Consider the following 18,272-nt stretch of genomic DNA (forward strand, 5'->3'; position numbering starts at 1 on the left):
CGGTCGGAGTTATACGCGTGCATGACCGCGCGGGGCGACGCGTTGTCCGAGTTGTGCGACGCATTGCTGTGCACGGACGGGCCGGTGCGGACGCTGGTCGACCTCGCGCTCGCGCCTGAACACCACCGCGGACACGGAGCTCTATACGACGGGCTCAACCAGGGGCGGATGATGTGTGCCAGCTGCGTCGGGCGTTGGCCGGGCTGCCATTGCCGACGGTGGCGGATGGCTGGCTGGTGTTGGCTGCGGATGTCTCGCCGCGGCTGCGGCCGGGCGCCAACACCTGGGCTGACAGGTCCTTTTGCCACACATTCGGCCGGGGTGGGGGCAAACACCAGATGGTGCCCGGCTGGCCGTACTCCATCATGACCACGGTGCAGATGCACGAAGTCGTCGAGCGACTCGTCGCCGCGGGCGAGTGGAAACCGGGCGATCCGCAGGTCCTGGTCGTACTGGACGCCGGATACACCGCCCCGCGCATCGCCCACCTGCTGGACGGACTGCCCGTCGAAATCCTCGGCCGGCTCCGATCCGACCGCGTGATGCGACGGCCGACACCGCTGCGGGTCTACGACCCCAAGGGCGGTCGGCCGCCCAAGCACGGAGGCGAGTTCGTCTTCGGCGATCCCCAGCGCATGGGAAGCCGACCAGGCCGTGACGACCACGGGCACCCGGCTCTATGGGGACGCGACCGCGTAAGCATGGGATCGGCTGCACCCGCGACTCACCCGCCGGGCGGCTTGGATCGACTACGACCGCCCGCTGCCCATCATCGAGGGCACCGTCATCCGCCTGGTCGTGGAGCGGCTGCCCAACGGTGCGGTGAACAAGCCGGTCTGGTTGTGGTGGTCGGGCACCGGCGCCGACGCCAGCGGGGTAAATGTCGACCGCAGCTGGCAGTCGTTCCTGCGTCGCTTCGACATTGAGCACACGTTCCGCCTGTTCAAGCAGACGCTCGGGGGGGGACGAAGCCCCGGCTTCGCAGCTCGGAAGCGGCCGATCGATGGACATGGCTGGTGATCGTCGCCCATGCCCAGCTCCGGCTGGCCCGCTGGCCACCGATCTGCGGCGGCCCTGGGAGATGCCTGCCGAGCCGAACAAACTGACACCAGCCCGCGTCCGCAGGGGGTTCAGAAACCTTCGCGCGAGGACCGGTTCCCCAGCCGGTGCGCCGAAGCCGTCCAAGCCCGAGCCAGGTCGGCCACTGGGTTCGAAGAACCGCCGCCTGACCACCCGTCATGACGCGGGCAGAGTGCTCGCCACTGGTGAAGCGTTCAGCCGTCCCGGCCACCACAAGGTCAGCACAAAACCGCGTCGAACTGGATAAACGACAAGCTTAAAGGCTGTCCTGTAACCGCTGATTGCGGCAAGCGCCGAGCTGTTCCCTGTGCTGGGCGCCATTGAGCTGCGCGGGCGTTGTCAGTGGGCGAAGGCACACTGACGGCATGAGCGCCTCTTCGTCCACCGCAGCCGATGCGTCCCGCACCTCTCCCGTCTGGGTGGAGTCGATGGGCGGGCCTTTGATCGTCATCCCCGTCTCCGCTCTGGCTGCATGGCGTGGATGCACAGAGACCGGAGTCATGGCGGGAGATGCCAGTGCTGCAGACGACTATGACCGGGCCTGCGCGGTGGACGATCTGGCCGGTGTGATCACCGTTGGCGAGAATGGTGCGCAGGCACTGGTGCTGGCGGACGAGCCGGCCACCAGCTGTCGGCCTGGTCCAGCTCCTGTGCACCGAATCGTGAACGGGCAATTGCTTCGGTGAGTGCGGTCACGCGTGGCGCGCAAGGTTGTACAGATGGGCAATGCCGAGCATCGCGTGGTGACACCTTCGCCTTTCAGTCGGCAATCGCGGAGGATCTTCCAGGTCTTCATCCGCGCGACGGCGTGCTCGACGCGAGCACGGACACGGCCGAGCGAGACGTTGTGCTGCTGCTTCCACGCCGCAAGTTCCTCACCTGGAGCACGCCAATGCGGGATGCTCAGCCCCAAGCCGCGGCAACCGCCGTCAGCGATGGTGGTGACCCGGCCGAACATGGCCTTCGCGCCTGATTCTTCCTTGCATTGCAGTCGTTGCGGTTGCCGGGCACCGGCCGGCCGACGGCGACAACCAAGCTGCTGTCCGCGTCGAGCACGACCTGGTGATTGGTGGAGTAGCGGTAATTCTTGGACTGCTGGGCAATGGCGCGGTCACGGGTGGGCACCAAGGTGCCGTCCACGAAACGGCGCCCCCGCGGAAGCGCTGGCGCTGGTTGAGCGCGAGCCGCGGGCCGGTACAGCGGACGATCCGAGCGGCCGCCGACTTCGACACTCCGAACAGCGGGGCTGACTGCCGCAGCGTCAGGTTGGTGCGCCAGTACGCGACTACGAGCAGCACGCGGTACCCAGCGACAGTGACCAGGGCCGCCCCCGGCGAGACACACCCGCTTCCTCTCGACGCAGCGCCCTGACCAACGCGCCGAAGGACCGAGGGGACAGTCCCGTGAACGCGGCTATCCAAGACGGATCAGACGCCGTGACCACACCAGCCACACCAAGATCGTCCCACTCGTGACCAGCGGCTACGGGACGGCCTTTAGGCCACACTGCCCTCCAGTCAACAACCGTCGGGGAGGGAGAACAAATTGGAACGCGGTCGGTTTCGACCTCAGCAAAGCGACTCCGTCTCGCCGCTGAACGAGCGTGCGACGGGTGCGCTACGACCGTAGTGATGGTGACGCCCGCCAGGACATCGAAACAGATAGGAGCGGCGGGCCTTGCCCCGTGCGGGGCGCAGCTGAAAGAATAACTCCATGGGTCGAATCGGAAACGCGTACGAATACGCGAAGAAGAACCCTGGCGAAATCGCCACGGTCGGCGCCGCCGCAGTAGTCGCGGGAGTTACGGTCGTAGATCTTTTCGGCCTGCTCTCCGTCAGCGAGGATTTTCTTTCGCGTACAGCTATTCTACTCCTAAGCGCCCTCATCATCACTCTCCCCGCAGTGAGGAAAAAGCAGGAGGACGACCGCCGGGAGATCAAGGATAGATTGTTTACGCTAACTGAACGTGTGAAATTACTCGGCCCGGGATCGCAGGCAGCCGAGCTCCCCTCTCATGAAATTCGAAAGTTCCTGGATGAAGCACTACAGACCGCATCCTACTGGCACTTCAGGGGAGGTCTCGGGAACTGGCAGCGAAGCACAGTGCTACCCAAACTTTCAGCAATAACAGTTTACGAAGTAGACTACTTCATGCAGATCATCGACCCGCGAGACATGAACCTTTGTGCACGATACTCGGAATATCGAATGCGTTCACGACAACGCACACCGAGGGAGGACTCTTCCGAGGTACGCAATGAGCTCTTGGCGAACATCTACGCCGCAGCTTGGTACAAGAAGCATACGCGCCTGAACCCGCGCATTTCACTGCTGTCTTTCTACAGTCCACTTCGATACGACGCCAGTGACCACGCGTTGATTACCACTGTGGCGGATCCTGAAAGTCCTGGACTGCGAGCCCCAAGCGGCGGATGGTACTATCTATCCATTCTTGACGAGATTAAACAGACCCGCGAAGGGGCCCCTCGAGTAATCCTGCCCCGAACAGACAGCTCATTTCCGCGGGATTGGCGCAGCGTGGAGGCAGGGCATGTCGAGGACGCACTCAATCAGGTCAAGGTCGCCGTCACTGGCAGGCCAACCAGAAACCTGCTCGACAACCAAACGAGCAATGCTGGATTGAATTTTGCAAGGATTGCTGAACTTGCTTTTCAGGGGCGAACCGAATGATCTTGAACCCGCTCAACGAAGCGGTAATCTCCGTACAGTCCACCGCCGATGACGACATCACTTCCATCGATGCACCAGAATTGCTGAATTACATCAGCGCCAAGATCGAAGAAATCGACGTCTCGCGCCATCCGCTCGGTTTCATCCATGCGGAGTTGTCCTCTCTTGTTTATCTTCGCGAGGGGCAACGCGTAAGGCTCCATATTTGGAATGATTTCGTTCCTGACGTAGACAACCTGGGGTTTGTTCACGATCATGCCTGGAACCTCACAAGCGCAGTACTTCTGGGCGAGTTGACGGACGTATCACTGGAAGCCGTCCCAGATGACGCGGGGAGCCATCAAGGCACGAGGGTCAACTACGGGCCAGTAAATACGTTTACTCCCGCGCGACGTTACGATCTTCGCGAGCGTAGCCGTCGCCACGTAAAAGCAGGGCAGGTGTATCGCATCCCCTCCAGGAAGATTCACCGCACCGAGGTGACAGCTCTCCCCCTGGTGACACTCCTCTTCACTCAAGATGATCCGCCCGACAGTCCTGGACCGATGATCTTCAGCCCCTTCCCATCAACAAGCAGCGGTACTGGAGTTCGCGAAAAACTCTCGCCTGCCGAGGCAGTCAGCCTTCTCAAGCAGGTAGCAGAGTCGGCCGCAAGCGGCGATCGATAGACGTCAGACCGAGCTGCTAGGCCTTCGCAAGCCTGGATCCGTCACTGGCCACCGCTGGACCCTGACGCCGCGGAGGACGGCCGAGCGACGGCAGGCGAGTCGCCTGCCGTCGCTGTGATGCAGGGCGAACCAGTCCATCGCCATCCTAGGGCCCGCGAGAAGCTCCAGGTCAGGGCTGCCCGTGGTACGTGAACTCCAGGCTGTACCCGTCGGGGTCGAGGACGTTGGCCGCGTAGTACCCGGGGGCGAAGTAGGGGCGGTCCCCCGGTGCGCCGTTGTCTGTGGCGCCGGCCTCGATGGCCGCCTCGTACGCCGCGTCGACCACCTCCTTCGAAGGTGCGGTGAAGCCGACGTGGGTACCTGCCGTGGTGGCGCCTTCGCGCAGCCAGAGCGGAAACGCCATGCCGGTGCCGAACCCCTTGAGGTCGCCGACCCACTCCGGGGCGGGCGAGCCGTCGAAGTCGATCAGCTTGGTCATGCCGAACGGCTTCAGCGCCTGGTTGTAGAACTCGACGGAGCGGTCCATGTCGCTCACGTTCAGGAAAATATGGTCGATCATGTCTCATTTCCTCTCTAAAGTGCCCGAGACATCTAGAAGGTAGCGAGGGACCAGGACAGGATTGGTCCTGGTCCCGTGCCTAGGATCGGAAATGTGACTGCGACCTCAGCCCGCCTGCTGCGCATGCTCGCGGTGCTGTCCAGCCGGCCCTCGTGGACCAACGCCGAACTGGCCCAACGGCTGGACGTCACCGACCGGACCGTGCGCCGCGACATCGCCCGCCTGCGCGAAGCGGGATACGGCATCGACTCGGAAGGCGGCCCGTACGGCGGCTACCGGCTGGGCCCCGGTAAACAGACGGTGCCCCTGACACTCGACGACGAGGAAGCTCTCGCGGTCTTCGCCGCGCTGCGCGAGGCCCCGGGCGACGACCCCGCCGCCGTCTCCGCGCTGCTCAAGCTCAGGCATCTGCTGCCGGCGCGGGTCATCGAACGACTCGACGCCATGGACAGCAGCTCCGTCGACATCATCCAGGCCGAGCGCAGCCCAGTCGCCGTCCCCCTTCTGTTCGACCTCGCGGCCGCCTGCCACCGCGGGGAACGGCTCACGCTCACCTACCGCGACACCCGAGGCACCGAGACCCGGCGGCACGTCGATCCCCATCGGCTGGTACGCAGCCCGAACCGCTGGTACCTGGTCGCTTTCGACATCGCCAAACAGCAATGGCGGACGTTCCGCGCGGACCGAGTCGTCGCCGCTCATACGACGGGCGTGACCGTCGAGCTGGACGACCGGCCGGACGCCGCGGCCATGGTGGCGAAGATGCTGGTGAGCGAGTACCCGTACTACGCGACCGCGCGCATCGCCCTGCCCTTGGCGCAGGCCCGCCGGCTGGTTCCGCCGAACATGGGCAGTTGCCGGGCCGACGGTCCGGACGCCACGTACGTCACCATCGGCGGGACCACCCCCGACAGCCTCGCGGAGGCGCTGTTCCGTCTGCCGACACCGCTCCACCTGGACGCATCCGACGAGGTCTGCCAAGCGGTCCGCCGTCGAGCAGCGCAACTCATCGAGACTGCAGAGCGCACCGCGGAGGAACGCCACAGGCACCCCTGACCGAAACACGCACGGACGACACCTTCGCTGGAGCCCCCGTCCGTCACTGAACCGTCAACAACGCGCTCGCCGCCCCGCCGCGACCCAACCGGCGATCCCCCTGGTGGTCGGCCGAGCTCGCGCCCAACACTGGGTTCCTGAATCATGTCCGAGGCGTCCGGCGCGATGGCCCGGCCGCAGTCGATGTCGAGAGGATCCAGTGACGGTCATGTCAAACCTGTTCGACTACGACGCGGAACTGCGCCTGCACAACGAGCTCTTCCGCGCCGCTGCCCGCGTCGGCTCCCACGACCGTGTACTCGACATCGGCTGCGGCACAGGCCAGTCCACTCGCGAGGCCGCCCACGCAGCCGTCGACGGAAGCGCGGTTGGCGTCGACGTGTCTGTGCCCATGCTCGAACGGGCCCGCCGGCTCAGTGCCGACCAGGGGTTGGCCAACGTCTCCTACCAGCACGCGGACGCCCAGGTTCACCGCTTCCCGCCACCGCCTTTCGACCTCTGTATCAGCAGGTTCGGGACCATGTTCTTCACCGACCCGGTCGCCGCGTTCACCAACATCGGGCGCGCCCTGCGCCCCGCGGCACGCCTGGTGATGCTGGTCTGGCGGGAACGTGACCGTAATGAGTGGGCGACCGCGATCCGCCAATCCCTCACCGCAGTACCGGCCGCATCCCACGGCCCCGACGCGTTCTCACTCGCCGACCCGGCCGTCACCGAAGACATCCTGGCTGCGGCCGGCTTCACGGACTTCACCTTCACCGACGTCCACGAGCCCGTCTATTACGGCCCGGACAGCGCCACCGCCCTTGATGCAGTGCTCCGCCTCTGGGAAGTCAAGGACCTCCTCAGCGGCCTCGACCCTGCGGCGGCCGATCACGCCCTCACACGACTACGCACCATGGTCGACGCCCACCAGACCGACAGCGGGGTGTACTTCGACTCACGAGCTTGGATCGTCACTGCCCAACGCCACCCGCACTGACTACCCCCACGACCAGCCCCATGTGTCCGATCCCCTAGCCGACCCGCTCCCGGAGGAGCCCGGCGGGGAAGCGAAACTCCCGTACAAGGCTGGGGTGTTGGCACTGCAGGCCCTGACGACAGGCTCACTCCACGATCGTCCAGGGACCCGGGAGGTGCTCTACCGGCGGACCGCCGAGATCAGTCCGCCGGGCCCCTCCTCGTGCTGCGGAGGGGTGTTGATCGGGCGGCCGTAGGCGGCAGCACGCTCGCGCAGGGTGTGGCTGTCGGCCTTCCAGCCGTGCCCGGCCAGCCAACCCACCGGGTCGTCGGGCATCTCCGAGACCCACATCGACGCCGCCGATCCCGCCTCGGCGTCCGCACCGAAGCGCTCGATCACACCGCGCGAGCCCAACGTCAGCCCCATCCAACTGCCCACCGCCGACTGTGCGCTGATCCGCGCCAGCAACAACTCCACCGCGTCCTCGGGCAGATAGATCAGGAGTCCTTCGGCGATCCACACGGTCGGTACGGTCGGGTCGTGCCCTGCGGTGGCCAGCGCGCCCGGCCAGTCCTCACGCAGATCCACCGCGACGGTGATCCGCTCGCAGCGTGCGACGGCCCGCTCCTGGCGCAGCACCGAGGCCTTGAAGTCCAGCGGCACGGCGGTGTCGACCTCGAACAGCCGGGTGCCTTCGGGCCAGTCCATCCGGAAGGCCCGGCTGTCCATGCCGGCGCCGAGCAGCACCACCTGGCGGACCCCGGAAGCGCAGGCCTGCTGCAACAGGTCGTCGAGGAACTTCGTCCTGATGACGATGGAGAACGCCACGGCCAGCCGACGGCGTCGTGCGGCCTCGTCACCCGGCAGTTGCGGCGAGGAGGAGGGCCCCAAGCCACCGGCGGTGGCGAAGGCATGGGCCAGCGGGTCGCGGAACAGCGCGTCCTCCCGCTCGGTCTCCAGCGCCCGCACTCTGGCCACCCCCACCGCCGTGGCCCACACTCCCGACGGCTGCACCCGCTCCTGCTCATCAGTCATCGCGCCAGCCTAGACGGCCGATCCCAGGGGCTGCCGAGTGGACCGGGTTCGTACGCGGCCAGCCAAGCAGGCACGCCGGCACCGGGCGTACGGGGCGGGCGGCCGGCTAGGACATCGACGCCGCCCCAACTGTGGGGGCCACACCCTGGGCCCAGAGAGCCCGGCGGCACGCGCTGACGGCATTCCGGCCAGTCGAGGCAGTGGGTCAGAAGGTGGTCTGTTCCCACTCACCGGGGTCGTCATGGATCTGCTGCAGCAGTCTGGCAAAGACACCGCCGCCAAGGAGGCCGTTGTACTCCAGCGGGATCCGCTTGCCGTTGATCTCAGCGGTGGGCGTTCCCGGTCCTTCTGGCTCCTCGGATCCCCCGGCTCGTTCGTACGCTCGCTCGGAGGCCGTCACGAAGGAGCGGTACTTCATGCCCTTCACAGCCGCGTCGAACTCCGGACCGCGCAGGCCGTCCACCTCCCCGGCCAACTCCAGCAGATAGGCGTCGGTGTAACCGTCGACGCTCTCCTCCGGCTGGTTCGCGTAGAGCACCTCGTGGTACTCCACGAACTTGCCCTCGTCTAGGGCCGCACGCAGGGCGTTGACCGCCTTCTTCGACCCGCTGCCCCCGACTCGATCGTCCAGGAAAGACGCCAGGGTGTACTCGGTTCTCGCCCGGCGGTCCAGCATCGCCTCCCGCAGCCCCGGCGAGCCCCCGGTGGTCTCGAACTCCTCGCAGTACGGACAGCGCGGATCCTCATACAGGCGCACCGTCACCTGCGCGTCCGGATCGCCCACCAGGATGGTGCTCCCGTCCTTGTGGAGCGACTCAGGCAGTTCGTCCGCGCTCTCGAACCTGGGCTTGGCCTCGGCCGCACGATGCCCGCACCCCGCCACCATCAGCACCACGGCCGCCCCAAGCACAGCCCACCGACCCCCACGCACCATGCGCACATCCCCTCCCCAGAGAACAGCGCGACCCTAGATCATCAGCGCGCACAACGCACAGTCGATTCCGCTCTCACCCGGAGCCATGCACCCTCCCTACGTGCCACCGCGTCCGGTCCAACTCCCCTCCCGCAGTGCCGCGTTGGCGCACTTCGCGTGCAACCGCGTGTGTGTGATGGGTCCACGGATGGCGAGGCCTCTCAAGGCAAGCACGGCAAGTTCCAGCCGAGTCGCCATGGTCGCGCCCGCCCGTCAAGGGCGCTTGGAGCATCGCTCACACCGTGGAGTGTCGTTCTTCGCCGCGCGGAGTGGTTTTCCCGGTCGGGTCCGGGATGTGTCGCGTGAACGCCCACAGGGCGAGCCCGAGGCAGCTGAACCCGGCACCCAGTGCGCATACAGCGCCCCAGCCTGCCACCGTGTAGAGCGAGGTCGCGGCGATGGCACCGGTAGCGCTGCCGACGGAGTAGAAGACCATGTACCCGCCGATCAGTCGGCTGCCCGCGTCCGGGTGCAGCGCGTAGAGCAGGGTCTGGTTGGTGACGTGGACCGCCTGCACGGCGAGGTCGAGAAGGATCACCCCGATGACCAGGGCCCAGGGCGAGTTGCGGGTGAGGGCCAGGGGGATCCATGAGGCGGCGAGCAGTGACAGGGCGATTCCGGTGGTCCGGCGGGAGAGTCCGCGGTCGTTGAGGCGGCCCGCCACGGTCGCGGCCAGGGCGCCCGCGACACCGACCAGCCCCAGCGCCCCGATCGCGCTGTGGGAAAGGAAGTACGGCGCTTCGCTGAGCGGCAGCGCGACGCTGCTCCACAGGGTGCTGAAGGCGGCGAAGATCAGCAGACCGAACAGGGCCCGGAGGCGAAGGAGCGGTTCTCGTACGAACAGGGTGACGGTGGAGCGCAGGAGTTGCCCGTAGCGCAGCGCTGTGGTTGTCGGCGGAGTGTCGCCCTGGCGCGGCAGTACTCGGTACAGGAGCAGGGCGAGCAGAGCGGTGAGCGCTGCCGAGGCGACGTAGACGGAGCGCCAGCCCGCCAGGTCTGCCAAGAGGCCGGATGCGGTGCGGGCGAGCAGGATTCCGATGACCACTCCGCCGGTGACCAGACCGACAACTCGTCCGCGCTGGGCGGGAGTTGCCAGTGATGCCGCGAAGGCCACCAGTGTCTGGGTCACCGTCGCGAGGAGTCCCATCGCAGCCATGCCCACGAGCAGGATCGTCGCCGTATGAGCGATGGCCACCACGGCCAACGCCACCACCAGGAGCAGCAACTGGGCCACGACGAGGCGCCTGCGGTCGGCCACGTCGCCCAGTGGTACGAGGAAGAAGAGTCCGAGTCCGTATCCGACGTGAGTGAGAGTCACCACGCTGCCGACGAGTGCCGGGCTGAGGTCGAGGTCGTGGCCGATGGTCACCAGGAGGGGCTGGGAGAAGTAGACGTTGGCGACGGCGGCCCCGCATGCGACGGCGAACAGAGCGACCATGCGACGGGACAGTACGGAGGTGGCGTCCTCCCTGGTTGTGGCCTGAGTCCGCCGCGTCGCAGCCTCAGCGTTCTCGGGCATCGACAGTCCCCCACGTCTGGTTTCAACTTGCTACCAGTGAGGACCGTAGACCTTCCTGGTAGCATCTTGCAACCAACTTGGAATGCGAGGTACGCCGTGGTGAGCAGGACGCGCTTCGACGACAGCGAATGTCCCGTCGCGCGGTCGGTGGACGCGATCGGCGACTGGTGGTCCCTGCTGATCGTGCGGGACGCCTTTGACGGAAGCCGGCGCTTCGGGGAGTTCCAGCGCAGCCTCGGCGTGGCGAAGAACATCCTCACCGCGCGTCTGCGCAGCCTGGTCGCCGGCGGTGTCCTGGAATCCGTCCCCGCCTCGGACGGCAGCGCGTACCACGAGTACGTACTGACGCCGAAGGGCAAGGCGCTCTTCCCCGTGATCGTGGCGCTACGACAGTGGGGCGAGCAGAACTTCTTCGCCCTCGACGAGCCGCACTCACAGTTGGTCGACCGCCGGCAGGGACAGCGGCTGCGCACACTGGAGGTGCTGGCCGCGGACGGGCGCCGGCTGGACCCCGACGACACCACCGTCCACAAGGTCTCCGCCCAGTGAACCAGGGCGGAGACCCGGCGTCGACGTGTCGCCTCCTTCGTGCCCGATCTGCGCCCCACACGCGCAACTGTCAGGCGGCGGCTACGAGTTCGCGGACCGCAGGCGCGACCTCCGCCGCGAACCGGCGGAGGAAGTCGGCCGAGGCCGCACGGTAGAGGAAGAAAGTGTCCGCCTGCTTGTTCAGGACCAGCTCGGCCAGTTGCTCGGCCCACACCGCGGCGGGGCCTTCGAGGAAGCCGGAGCCGGTGCCGAAGGTGCCCTCGATGTTGTAGCCGCGACCTATGTCCTGCGGTGAGCGGCCCGCGGCGACCGCCACCTCGTCGATGATCCGGTTGGCGTCCGGCAGCGCGGCCTGCGGGAGGAACGGGGAACTCGGGATCCAGCCGTCGCCGATCGTCCCCACCACCCGCAGCATCCGCGGCTGGTAGGCACCGAACCAGATGTCGATCTCGTGCAACGGCTCGGGCCCCGGCTTCGCGTTGTCCAGCCGGTAGTGCTTGCCGGCGAAGGCGACGTCCGTCTTGGACGTCCACAGCGCGCGGATGAGCTGGGTCGCCTCCTCCAGCGCCTCGATGGACTCCCCCGCGGTGCGCGTCGGCCCGCCCTCGGCGGCAATGGATCCCCACATCTGCTGGGCGCCGGTGCCCAGGCCGAGTTCGAATCGGCCGCCGCTGAGGATGTCGATGGTCGCGGCGGTGCGGGCGAGCACCGGAGGCGGACGCAGCGGAAGGTTCAGGAGGTTGGACATGACCGTGATGCGCTCGGTCCTGACGGCCATGGCGGTCAGCAGGGCGAGGGTGTCGAGCCGTTCGGGCCAGTACGGGTGGTCGGACAGCGTGACGACGTCGTAGTCGAGCCGTTCCATCAGTTCGGCCAGTTCCACGACGTCCTGCGGACGGTCCGGGCTCGGCTCGAGCAGGGCGCCGAACCGCACTGCGCGGGTGCTCATCGGCTCACCTCGCCGCGCGCACCGATGCGGGCCGGCGTGGCAGTGCCGTAGACCCGCCGCGCGTGGGCCGCGTAGGCCTCCGTGGCCAGACCGCCGATGATGCCGCTGACCTCGGGCGGCATCTGGGCGATGATGTCGCGGACGGTGTCCGGGTCCGCCTCGTAGGCCATCATCCCGAAGATCAGCGGGGCCTGTTCCGGCTCGATGTCCCCCGCGCCGTCGGCCAGCATCTGCCCCCACTCGGCAGCGGTGATGTGTTGGGCGAGCAGCGGTACGGCCTGGTCCTCCTCCGCCGCGAGGTGTTCCTCAAGGAGGCCGGAAAGGCGGGTCATCGACGCGGCGAGGGTCTCGCGCTGCGCGGGGTCCGCGGTGCCGCGCCAGTTCGCCAGCCCGGCGCGGACCTCGTCCAGGACCTTGTCGATGTGTGCGTGCTGTTCCTCCATCAGCTGCGCGACGGACTCGGCGTTCGCCGCATCCCGCTCCAGCAGTCGCGGCCACAGGTGTTTGTCCTCGGCGCTGTGGTGGTGATGGAGGCCGTTGTCGACGATCTGCAGGTGATCGGCGACGACGGCGGCACGTGTGACATCGTTGTCGGCCACATCACGGATGAGTGCCGGGGCGAGTCCGAACTCGCGACGGAACATCGTGTGGGCCATGTACATGTCACGCACGTCGGCAAGCGGTTCGTTGCTCATGTTTGCATTCCCAGAGGTTGCCGGAAGGACTTGGCAACTCGGAATCTAGCAACGGCACTTGCGTCGACAAAGAAAATGTCCGGCACGCGAACCGGGTTATCCACGGAGCGTATGCAGCGGCTTCTGACCGAATTTCGCTTCGTGCGCCGCGGCGAATCTCCCCAGATGAGCGAAGCCCCAGCGGCGCGCGACGGCGGCGACCGAATCCGTGGCCGGGTCGGCCCCACGGAGCTCCTCGTGCGCCCGACGCAGCCGGACGTCACGCACGTACTCCATCGGTGACATCTCCAGATGCGCCTGGAACGCCTTCTGCAGGGTTCGCGGACCGACCCCGCAACGGTCCGCGAGGAGCGACAGCGTCAGCGGTGCCTGCGGGTCCGACTCGATGATGTCGATGGCCGTGCGGACCGACGCGGGCCGGGTACGGGTGACGGGCCCGCCGAGCGCTTCGGGGTGGGAGTGTGTCGCCGCCAGGAGGAATCCGTTCACGATGCTGTCCGCAAGGGGCCCGGCCACCAACGGCTGCGCCAGCAGACTGCCCGGAGCGGTGATCTGCCGGTTGACGGACACCAGCAGTTCGGCCCAGTTGCGTCCGAACCCCTCGGCGTAGTTCATCACCGGGTCGAAGCTGACACGGCGGGAGGTACGGTCGCCGACCAGCCGGGCCAGCATGGTCTCCACCGCGGGCATGTCGATGCGGACGCACAGCCCGCGGTACCCGGCGGGCCAACGGGCGGAGACCGCGCCACCGCCCGGTCGGTACAGCGCCGAGCCCAGGCGGCTCACGGTCAGGTCCACACCCCGGTGACGTGACTCGAACCGCCCCGTGATGGGCACGTGCACGTAGAAGCCCGTGCCGACGTCCTCGGTCTCCAGTCTCAGCTCGTCGCCGAAGTCGACCTCACCGATATGGATGGGACCGAGTTCGGCGAAGCGATACGTCGATACCGTCACCTCGTCCTGCGGCACGGTTTCGATCGTCGACGTGCGAACAAGCATCAGACACTCCCCGATGCCCGTCGGATCACTCGCCAGGAGACCGGGCATTTGAGTGATGGTAGCCCCCGCGATCGCGAGGCCGGGGGCGTGCAGTCGTACGGGTACAGGACTGCGCCGCGGCCGTCAGGGGGCGGACGCGGCCTCGTCGAAGGTGGAGCGGTTCGCACGGATCTCGTCGTGGTGGGTGCCGGCCCAGTCGATCAGGACGGTGACCGCGTCGAGCAGGGTCGCGCCCAGGTCGGTGAGCGTGTACTCCACGCGCGGCGGCACCTCCGGGTAGGCGTTTCGCGTGACGAGACCATCGCGTTGCAACTGGCGCAGGGTGTGCGTGAGCATGCGCTGGGAAATGCCGGGAATCGAGCGCTGGAGGTCGGTGTAGCGCACGGGCCCGTGCTCCAGTGTGCCGATCACCAGCACGGTCCATTTGTCGCCGGCACGGTCCAGGATGTGGCGGATGCCCTCGCCCTTCTCCATGGGCCAGCGGCCACAGGGCCCGGCCAGTACGGCTGCCCGATCCTCCGTCGCGCCGTCCTGCATGACGCACCCGCCCTTCCTGTTGCGCACACTTGTGTGCCTTTTGTAGGCCCTCCAATGCTGACCCATAGTGGGGTTGCGCACCAAACGTAAGAAGCCACGTCACAAGGTGCGAGCGCAGTATCCACGGGCGTCTCCCCGACCGGCGGTTCCTGGTCCTTCGGCAGGAGGGCCAGATCCCATACGAGGGTCCGTGGCGTCCTGCGTCGGGCGGGCCCTGCCGACAGCCGAGGCCCGACGCCTTACAACCCCCCAACTCCCTTCTGGAGGAAGACCATGCGTATGCGTGCCGTCACCGTCACCCGTTTCGGCGGGCCCGATGCCGTGGAGGTCACCGAGCACCCGACACCTGAGCCGGGACCGGGACAAGTGCGGATCAGGGTGAAGGCGGCCGCGCTGAACCCCGTGGACGCGGCCATGCGAGCGGGTGTCTTCGGCAGCGAGGAGCGCATCGGCCTCGGCTTCGATGTGGCGGGAATCGTCGACGCCGTCGGGCCCGGCGCGTCCTGGTCGTCCGGTGACCGCGTCATCGCCCTGGCCACAGGCCACCGCAAGCCGCTCGGCACGCACGCCGACTACGTCGTGCTGGACGGCGACATCCTCGCGCCCTCCCCCACGTCCCTCGACGATGTGCACGCGGCGACACTCCCGCTCAACGCGACCACTGCCGCGCAGGCGCTGGAGCTGCTTTCCCTGACCGCCGGACAGACCCTGCTGGTCACCGGAGCGGCAGGAGGAGTCGGAGCCCACACGGTCGAACTCGCCCACCGGCAGGGGCTGAAGGTCACTGCCCTCGACTCGGCCGCTTTCGAGGACTTTCTCGTCTCCCGCGGCGCCGACCACTTCCTGGCCCGTGGACAGACCCTGCCGGCGGCCGGCTTCGACGGCGTGCTCGATGCCGCGAGGCTGGGCCCGGATGCGCTCGCCACGATCAAGGACGGCGGTGTCTACGTCGGCCTGTGGCCGGGCCAGGAACCGCTGCCGGAGCGTGGCATCCGCGTCGGTGCGCTGAGCGTGCGGGCCGACGGTGGCCTGCTCGCCGAACTGTCCGAACTAGCGGATCAGGGAGTGCTGCGGGCCCGTGTCGCGGTGACCTATTCGTTGATCTCCGCGGCCGAGGCGCACGCACGACTGGCCGAGGGGGGTCTGCCCGGGCGTATCGTGCTCGTCCCCTGACGTCGAACTACCGAACGGCCGAACGACCGAAGGGGCGTCCGCGCGGAGAGGGCAGTTGGGCGTCGTCATCCGTCGGCGCGATAGAGCGCGGCTGTCTCCCGGGCCCTTCGCGCCATGAGCTCCCGTAGGTCGTCCGGCGCGATGACCTCGACGGCGGGCCCGAACGCGAGGAGGGCGGTGGCGGCGAGGAGCGACCGGAAGCGCAGCTCGACCTCGGTCCATCCCTCGCCCGGGTCGGCCGCGCTGGACGGCATGTCCCAGGAGGGCGCGAGGTCGGTGTCGTGCACGCGCAGGAACATCGCCAGTGTGTCGTCACGGACCCGGGCGGTGACGGCCAGGGGGGCGGGGACGCCGTCGATGTTCTGGCGCAACTCCTCCCACAGATCGGCCAGTTCGGTGTCCGTACGCCGTTGGACGGGTGCGCTGAGCACGGTCGCTGTCTGTGCCCGGTCGGTGCGGAAGAGGCGGGGTTCGCCTCTGTGGTCGGCGACCAGGTACCAGACTCCGGCCTTGTTCACGAGCCCGTAGGGATCCAGGGTGTAGACACTGACGCGGTTGTCCCGACCGCGGCGGTAGCGCAGCCGCAGTCGGCGGTCTGTGAAGACGGCCTGCTGGAAAGGGGTGAGGCCGACGTCCGGACTGCGCGGGCCAGGTGCACCGCGCCAGCGGACGGGGTCGATGATGATGCGTCGGCTCATCAGGTCGGCGTCGGGCCGGTGCGCGGCCGGCAGCGCGGTCATGACCTTGCGCAGGGCGGAGCCGAGTGCCTGTCCGAGGCCGAGGTCGGTGTGCGCGGAGCCCGACATCAGCACGAACAGGGCCCGGGACTCGTCCGCCGTCAGACCGGTGACATCGGTGCGGTAGCCCGGTACGAGAGCGATGCCACCTTGCGGGCCGCGAACGGTGTAGACGGGCACGCCCGCCGCGGACAGGGCTTCCACATCCCGCATGATCGTGCGGACCGAGACCTCGAGGCGGTCGGCGAGGTCCGCGGACGGCAGCTGCCCGTGGGCCTGCAACAGAAGCAGGATCGACAGCAGACGGTCGGATTTCATGGCACCAAAACTCTCTTCCGTATATGACAGAAGATGTCATATACGGGCGCAACGATGCAGTCATGGGTCGCGCACCGCGCACGATCCGCTCACCGAAAGAGAGAGCCCCTCCGTCGTGCGGTCCGTTCGCACGGCCGCGACGACGGTGGGCCGAGGAAGGGAACAAGCGCCATGACTGCCACCTCCGCAACCGCCCGGGACATCGCCGACGAGTACGTCCGCGCCTGGCTCGGCGGCGACGCCGAGAAGGCGTTGAGCTTCGTCGCCGAGGATGTCGTATGCGAGGCGCCCGGCGGCCGTATTGAGGGCTTGGCCGCCTATCGCGAGTTTCTCGCCCCGTTCGTGGGCCGCCTCGTCGGTGGGCAGTTGACCGACGTACTGGCCGGCGACGACGCTCACGCGGCGACCGTCTACACCGTCGATCTGCCCTTCATCAAGGACTTCCGGGGCATGGAGTATCTGACCGTCAAGGACGGTCGGATCACCGAAGTGGTCAGCGTCTTCGACCTCACGCCGATCATCAGCGCCGGCGCCTCACCCAAGGGCTGACACATCCGCGTTCTCCGGCCCGCGGCATGCCGTTCCGGCGGCCGCGGGCCCGCCCCTCGCCGTCCGTCCACGGTTTCCCCGTTCCTCAGCTATCTGCCCGCGGGCGTGCCAATGAGGGTGACAAGCGCGGCGACGCCGGTCACCTTGAGGACCTCGTCCTGGACCTCGTCGGTGATCAGCGCTCCGTCGAAGCGGTCGAGGTCCAGACCGGACGCCTCAAAAACGGCAGCGCCCTCCAGGACGATCACGAGCAGGGTCGTCTCTGGCGCGGGAGTTGAGATCGCCACCTGATCACGTACCAACTCGACGCGCGCGGTGGCCCATCCACGCCGGACCATCACGTTGAAATCGACGAGCTGACCGCCGAGGAGCCGGCAGTCGGTCGTGGCCTCTCCGGGGAAGGCGAACGGGACGTACGGCTCGGCCACGGTGTGCTCGGTGCCGTCGACCGTCAGCACCATGCCGGGACCGTCGACCAGGGTGATGATCCGGTCGACACCTTCAAAGCGGGAGAACGGACCCGGCTCGGCCACGTCGGCGAGACTGACCCGCCACACAAAATCCGACATCCCTGACTGGCTGGGAGCCGAGGCGACTTCACGGGTCAGCCCGCCCCCGTTCTTCCAGGGCACCGCCGGCCGCTCGGCCGCTCTCAGCACGCGCACGGTCATCTCCCACTGTTTCTGGTCCTGGGCGTCGAGCACCCATAGGAAGGCCGGTACGTCCGCAGTGATCACCTGGCCCGTCACCAGCATAAGGAAGCCCGGCAGGCCGACCTTCGGGAGGAGGTGGACGGTTCAGCCAGGCGGTGTTCTTAAGCACTGAGCGCCATATGCACCCGGCGCCGGCCATCGAATGCGTGGGGCCCTGGCCGAAGCCCGAGCCCCACACTGAGGTCAAGACACGTGCGGCCTCGCCGGGCCGGCCTCAAGTTCCCGCTGCCGCGCGGCCATTGCCCTCTCCAGCACCTTCGCCCGGAAGGGGTTCTCCACGCTCAAGGCCTTCGCCACCTCCACGGCCTCGTCCAACAGCGCCAGCCGTCGTTCAGGCAACTCCCGCACCAGGGGTGACCCGCTCTCCTCCACCAGGACGTACGCCAGCTTCGATCCGTATGCCTCCGAGTCGACCTGTGTCAGAAGACGGTAGATCCACAGTCCCTCGGCACCCCGCACCACCCGCCGGTTGGCGCTGAGCAGCCTGACCCTCGCCAGCACAACCATGTCC

The 18,272-nt window shown here is 67.5% G+C and carries 19 protein-coding genes and 2 pseudogenes; 9 read left to right on the forward strand and 12 right to left on the reverse strand.

Annotation, left to right across the window (positions count from 1 at the left end):
- Positions 1 to 21 precede the first annotated feature (21 nt).
- Positions 22 to 1,327 (forward strand): annotated as a pseudogene (locus tag ACWD5F_RS00275) (transposase).
- 118 nt (positions 1,328 to 1,445) lie between these two features.
- Entirely contained in the window at positions 1,446 to 1,766 is a 321-nt protein-coding gene (locus tag ACWD5F_RS00280) for an Imm21 family immunity protein (RefSeq protein WP_451249556.1), read from the forward strand.
- Between the two features lie 6 nt (positions 1,767 to 1,772).
- Here ACWD5F_RS00280 and ACWD5F_RS00285 read toward each other — a convergent pair.
- Positions 1,773 to 2,533: pseudogene (locus ACWD5F_RS00285) on the reverse strand (transposase).
- A gap of 260 nt (positions 2,534 to 2,793) precedes the next feature.
- Here ACWD5F_RS00285 and ACWD5F_RS00290 point away from each other — a divergent pair.
- Positions 2,794 to 3,771 (forward strand): hypothetical protein, encoded by a 978-nt coding sequence (locus ACWD5F_RS00290; protein ID WP_451249558.1) that lies wholly within the window; start codon positions 2,794 to 2,796, stop codon positions 3,769 to 3,771.
- Positions 3,768 to 4,439 carry a hypothetical protein gene (locus ACWD5F_RS00295; RefSeq protein ID WP_451249560.1) on the forward strand — a complete coding sequence of 224 codons (672 nt, stop codon included), beginning with the start codon at positions 3,768 to 3,770 and terminating at the stop codon, positions 4,437 to 4,439. The genes ACWD5F_RS00290 and ACWD5F_RS00295 overlap by 4 nt, the downstream gene beginning before the upstream one ends.
- 169 nt (positions 4,440 to 4,608) lie before the next feature.
- On the opposite strand, the gene ACWD5F_RS00300 is transcribed toward ACWD5F_RS00295, so the two are convergent.
- Positions 4,609 to 4,998 carry a VOC family protein gene (locus ACWD5F_RS00300; RefSeq protein ID WP_451249562.1) on the reverse strand — a complete coding sequence of 130 codons (390 nt, stop codon included), beginning with the start codon at positions 4,996 to 4,998 and terminating at the stop codon, positions 4,609 to 4,611.
- Between the two features lie 93 nt (positions 4,999 to 5,091).
- Here ACWD5F_RS00300 and ACWD5F_RS00305 point away from each other — a divergent pair, with 93 nt between their 5' ends.
- Together ACWD5F_RS00305 and ACWD5F_RS00310 are read left to right on the forward strand one after the other, a co-directional pair.
- Positions 5,092 to 6,054 carry a helix-turn-helix transcriptional regulator gene (locus ACWD5F_RS00305; RefSeq protein WP_451249564.1) on the forward strand — a complete coding sequence of 321 codons (963 nt, stop codon included), beginning with the start codon at positions 5,092 to 5,094 and terminating at the stop codon, positions 6,052 to 6,054.
- Positions 6,055 to 6,262: 208 nt separating this feature from the next.
- Entirely contained in the window at positions 6,263 to 7,036 is a 774-nt protein-coding gene (locus ACWD5F_RS00310) for a class I SAM-dependent methyltransferase (RefSeq protein WP_451249566.1), read from the forward strand.
- 159 nt (positions 7,037 to 7,195) lie between these two features.
- Here ACWD5F_RS00310 and ACWD5F_RS00315 read toward each other — a convergent pair whose 3' ends face one another.
- From ACWD5F_RS00315 to ACWD5F_RS00325, 3 genes are all read right to left on the reverse strand, one after another.
- Positions 7,196 to 8,050, reverse strand: a complete 855-nt coding sequence (locus ACWD5F_RS00315) for a class I SAM-dependent methyltransferase (RefSeq protein WP_451249567.1) — start codon at positions 8,048 to 8,050, stop codon at positions 7,196 to 7,198.
- 205 nt (positions 8,051 to 8,255) lie between these two features.
- Positions 8,256 to 8,984 (reverse strand): DsbA family protein, encoded by a 729-nt coding sequence (locus tag ACWD5F_RS00320; protein ID WP_451249569.1) that lies wholly within the window; start codon positions 8,982 to 8,984, stop codon positions 8,256 to 8,258.
- A gap of 274 nt (positions 8,985 to 9,258) precedes the next feature.
- Positions 9,259 to 10,542, reverse strand: coding sequence for an MFS transporter (locus ACWD5F_RS00325; RefSeq protein ID WP_451249571.1), 1,284 nt, complete (start codon positions 10,540 to 10,542; stop codon positions 9,259 to 9,261).
- A gap of 96 nt (positions 10,543 to 10,638) precedes the next feature.
- On the opposite strand from ACWD5F_RS00325, the gene ACWD5F_RS00330 reads away from it, so the two are divergent.
- A complete protein-coding gene (locus ACWD5F_RS00330) occupies positions 10,639 to 11,091 on the forward strand; it encodes a winged helix-turn-helix transcriptional regulator (protein ID WP_451249573.1) in 453 nt (150 codons plus the stop codon).
- A 70-nt stretch (positions 11,092 to 11,161) separates the two neighbouring features.
- Here the strand turns inward: ACWD5F_RS00330 and ACWD5F_RS00335 are convergent, their stop codons facing one another.
- From ACWD5F_RS00335 to ACWD5F_RS00350, 4 genes are all read right to left on the reverse strand, one after another.
- Positions 11,162 to 12,040 (reverse strand): LLM class flavin-dependent oxidoreductase, encoded by an 879-nt coding sequence (locus ACWD5F_RS00335; RefSeq protein WP_451249575.1) that lies wholly within the window; start codon positions 12,038 to 12,040, stop codon positions 11,162 to 11,164.
- Positions 12,037 to 12,735 carry a hemerythrin domain-containing protein gene (locus ACWD5F_RS00340; protein WP_451249577.1) on the reverse strand — a complete coding sequence of 233 codons (699 nt, stop codon included), beginning with the start codon at positions 12,733 to 12,735 and terminating at the stop codon, positions 12,037 to 12,039. The genes ACWD5F_RS00335 and ACWD5F_RS00340 overlap by 4 nt, the downstream gene beginning before the upstream one ends.
- 96 nt (positions 12,736 to 12,831) lie before the next feature.
- Positions 12,832 to 13,734 (reverse strand): AraC family transcriptional regulator, encoded by a 903-nt coding sequence (locus ACWD5F_RS00345; protein WP_451249579.1) that lies wholly within the window; start codon positions 13,732 to 13,734, stop codon positions 12,832 to 12,834.
- A 123-nt stretch (positions 13,735 to 13,857) separates the two neighbouring features.
- Positions 13,858 to 14,271: a winged helix-turn-helix transcriptional regulator gene (locus ACWD5F_RS00350; protein ID WP_451249581.1), complete on the reverse strand. Its 414-nt coding sequence runs from the start codon at positions 14,269 to 14,271 to the stop codon at positions 13,858 to 13,860.
- A 279-nt stretch (positions 14,272 to 14,550) separates the two neighbouring features.
- Here ACWD5F_RS00350 and ACWD5F_RS00355 point away from each other — a divergent pair, with 279 nt between their 5' ends.
- Positions 14,551 to 15,444 (forward strand): NADP-dependent oxidoreductase, encoded by an 894-nt coding sequence (locus ACWD5F_RS00355; RefSeq protein ID WP_451250996.1) that lies wholly within the window; start codon positions 14,551 to 14,553, stop codon positions 15,442 to 15,444.
- Between the two features lie 65 nt (positions 15,445 to 15,509).
- Here the strand turns inward: ACWD5F_RS00355 and ACWD5F_RS00360 are convergent, their stop codons facing one another.
- Positions 15,510 to 16,499: a helix-turn-helix transcriptional regulator gene (locus ACWD5F_RS00360; RefSeq protein WP_451249583.1), complete on the reverse strand. Its 990-nt coding sequence runs from the start codon at positions 16,497 to 16,499 to the stop codon at positions 15,510 to 15,512.
- A gap of 171 nt (positions 16,500 to 16,670) precedes the next feature.
- On the opposite strand from ACWD5F_RS00360, the gene ACWD5F_RS00365 reads away from it, so the two are divergent.
- On the forward strand, positions 16,671 to 17,048 hold the full coding sequence (locus ACWD5F_RS00365) for a nuclear transport factor 2 family protein (RefSeq protein WP_451249585.1): 378 nt from the start codon (positions 16,671 to 16,673) through the stop codon (positions 17,046 to 17,048).
- 89 nt (positions 17,049 to 17,137) lie between these two features.
- Here the strand turns inward: ACWD5F_RS00365 and ACWD5F_RS00370 are convergent, their stop codons facing one another.
- The gene (locus tag ACWD5F_RS00370) at positions 17,138 to 17,797 is read right to left on the reverse strand and encodes a HutD/Ves family protein (protein ID WP_451249587.1); all 660 of its coding nucleotides are present in this window, start codon (positions 17,795 to 17,797) and stop codon (positions 17,138 to 17,140) included.
- A 147-nt stretch (positions 17,798 to 17,944) separates the two neighbouring features.
- Complete coding sequence (locus ACWD5F_RS00375) at positions 17,945 to 18,268, reverse strand: hypothetical protein (RefSeq protein WP_451249589.1); 324 nt, start codon at positions 18,266 to 18,268, stop codon at positions 17,945 to 17,947.
- Between the last annotated feature and the right edge of the window lie 4 nt (positions 18,269 to 18,272).

It is taken from the genome of Streptomyces sp. NPDC002499, from assembly GCF_053595415.1.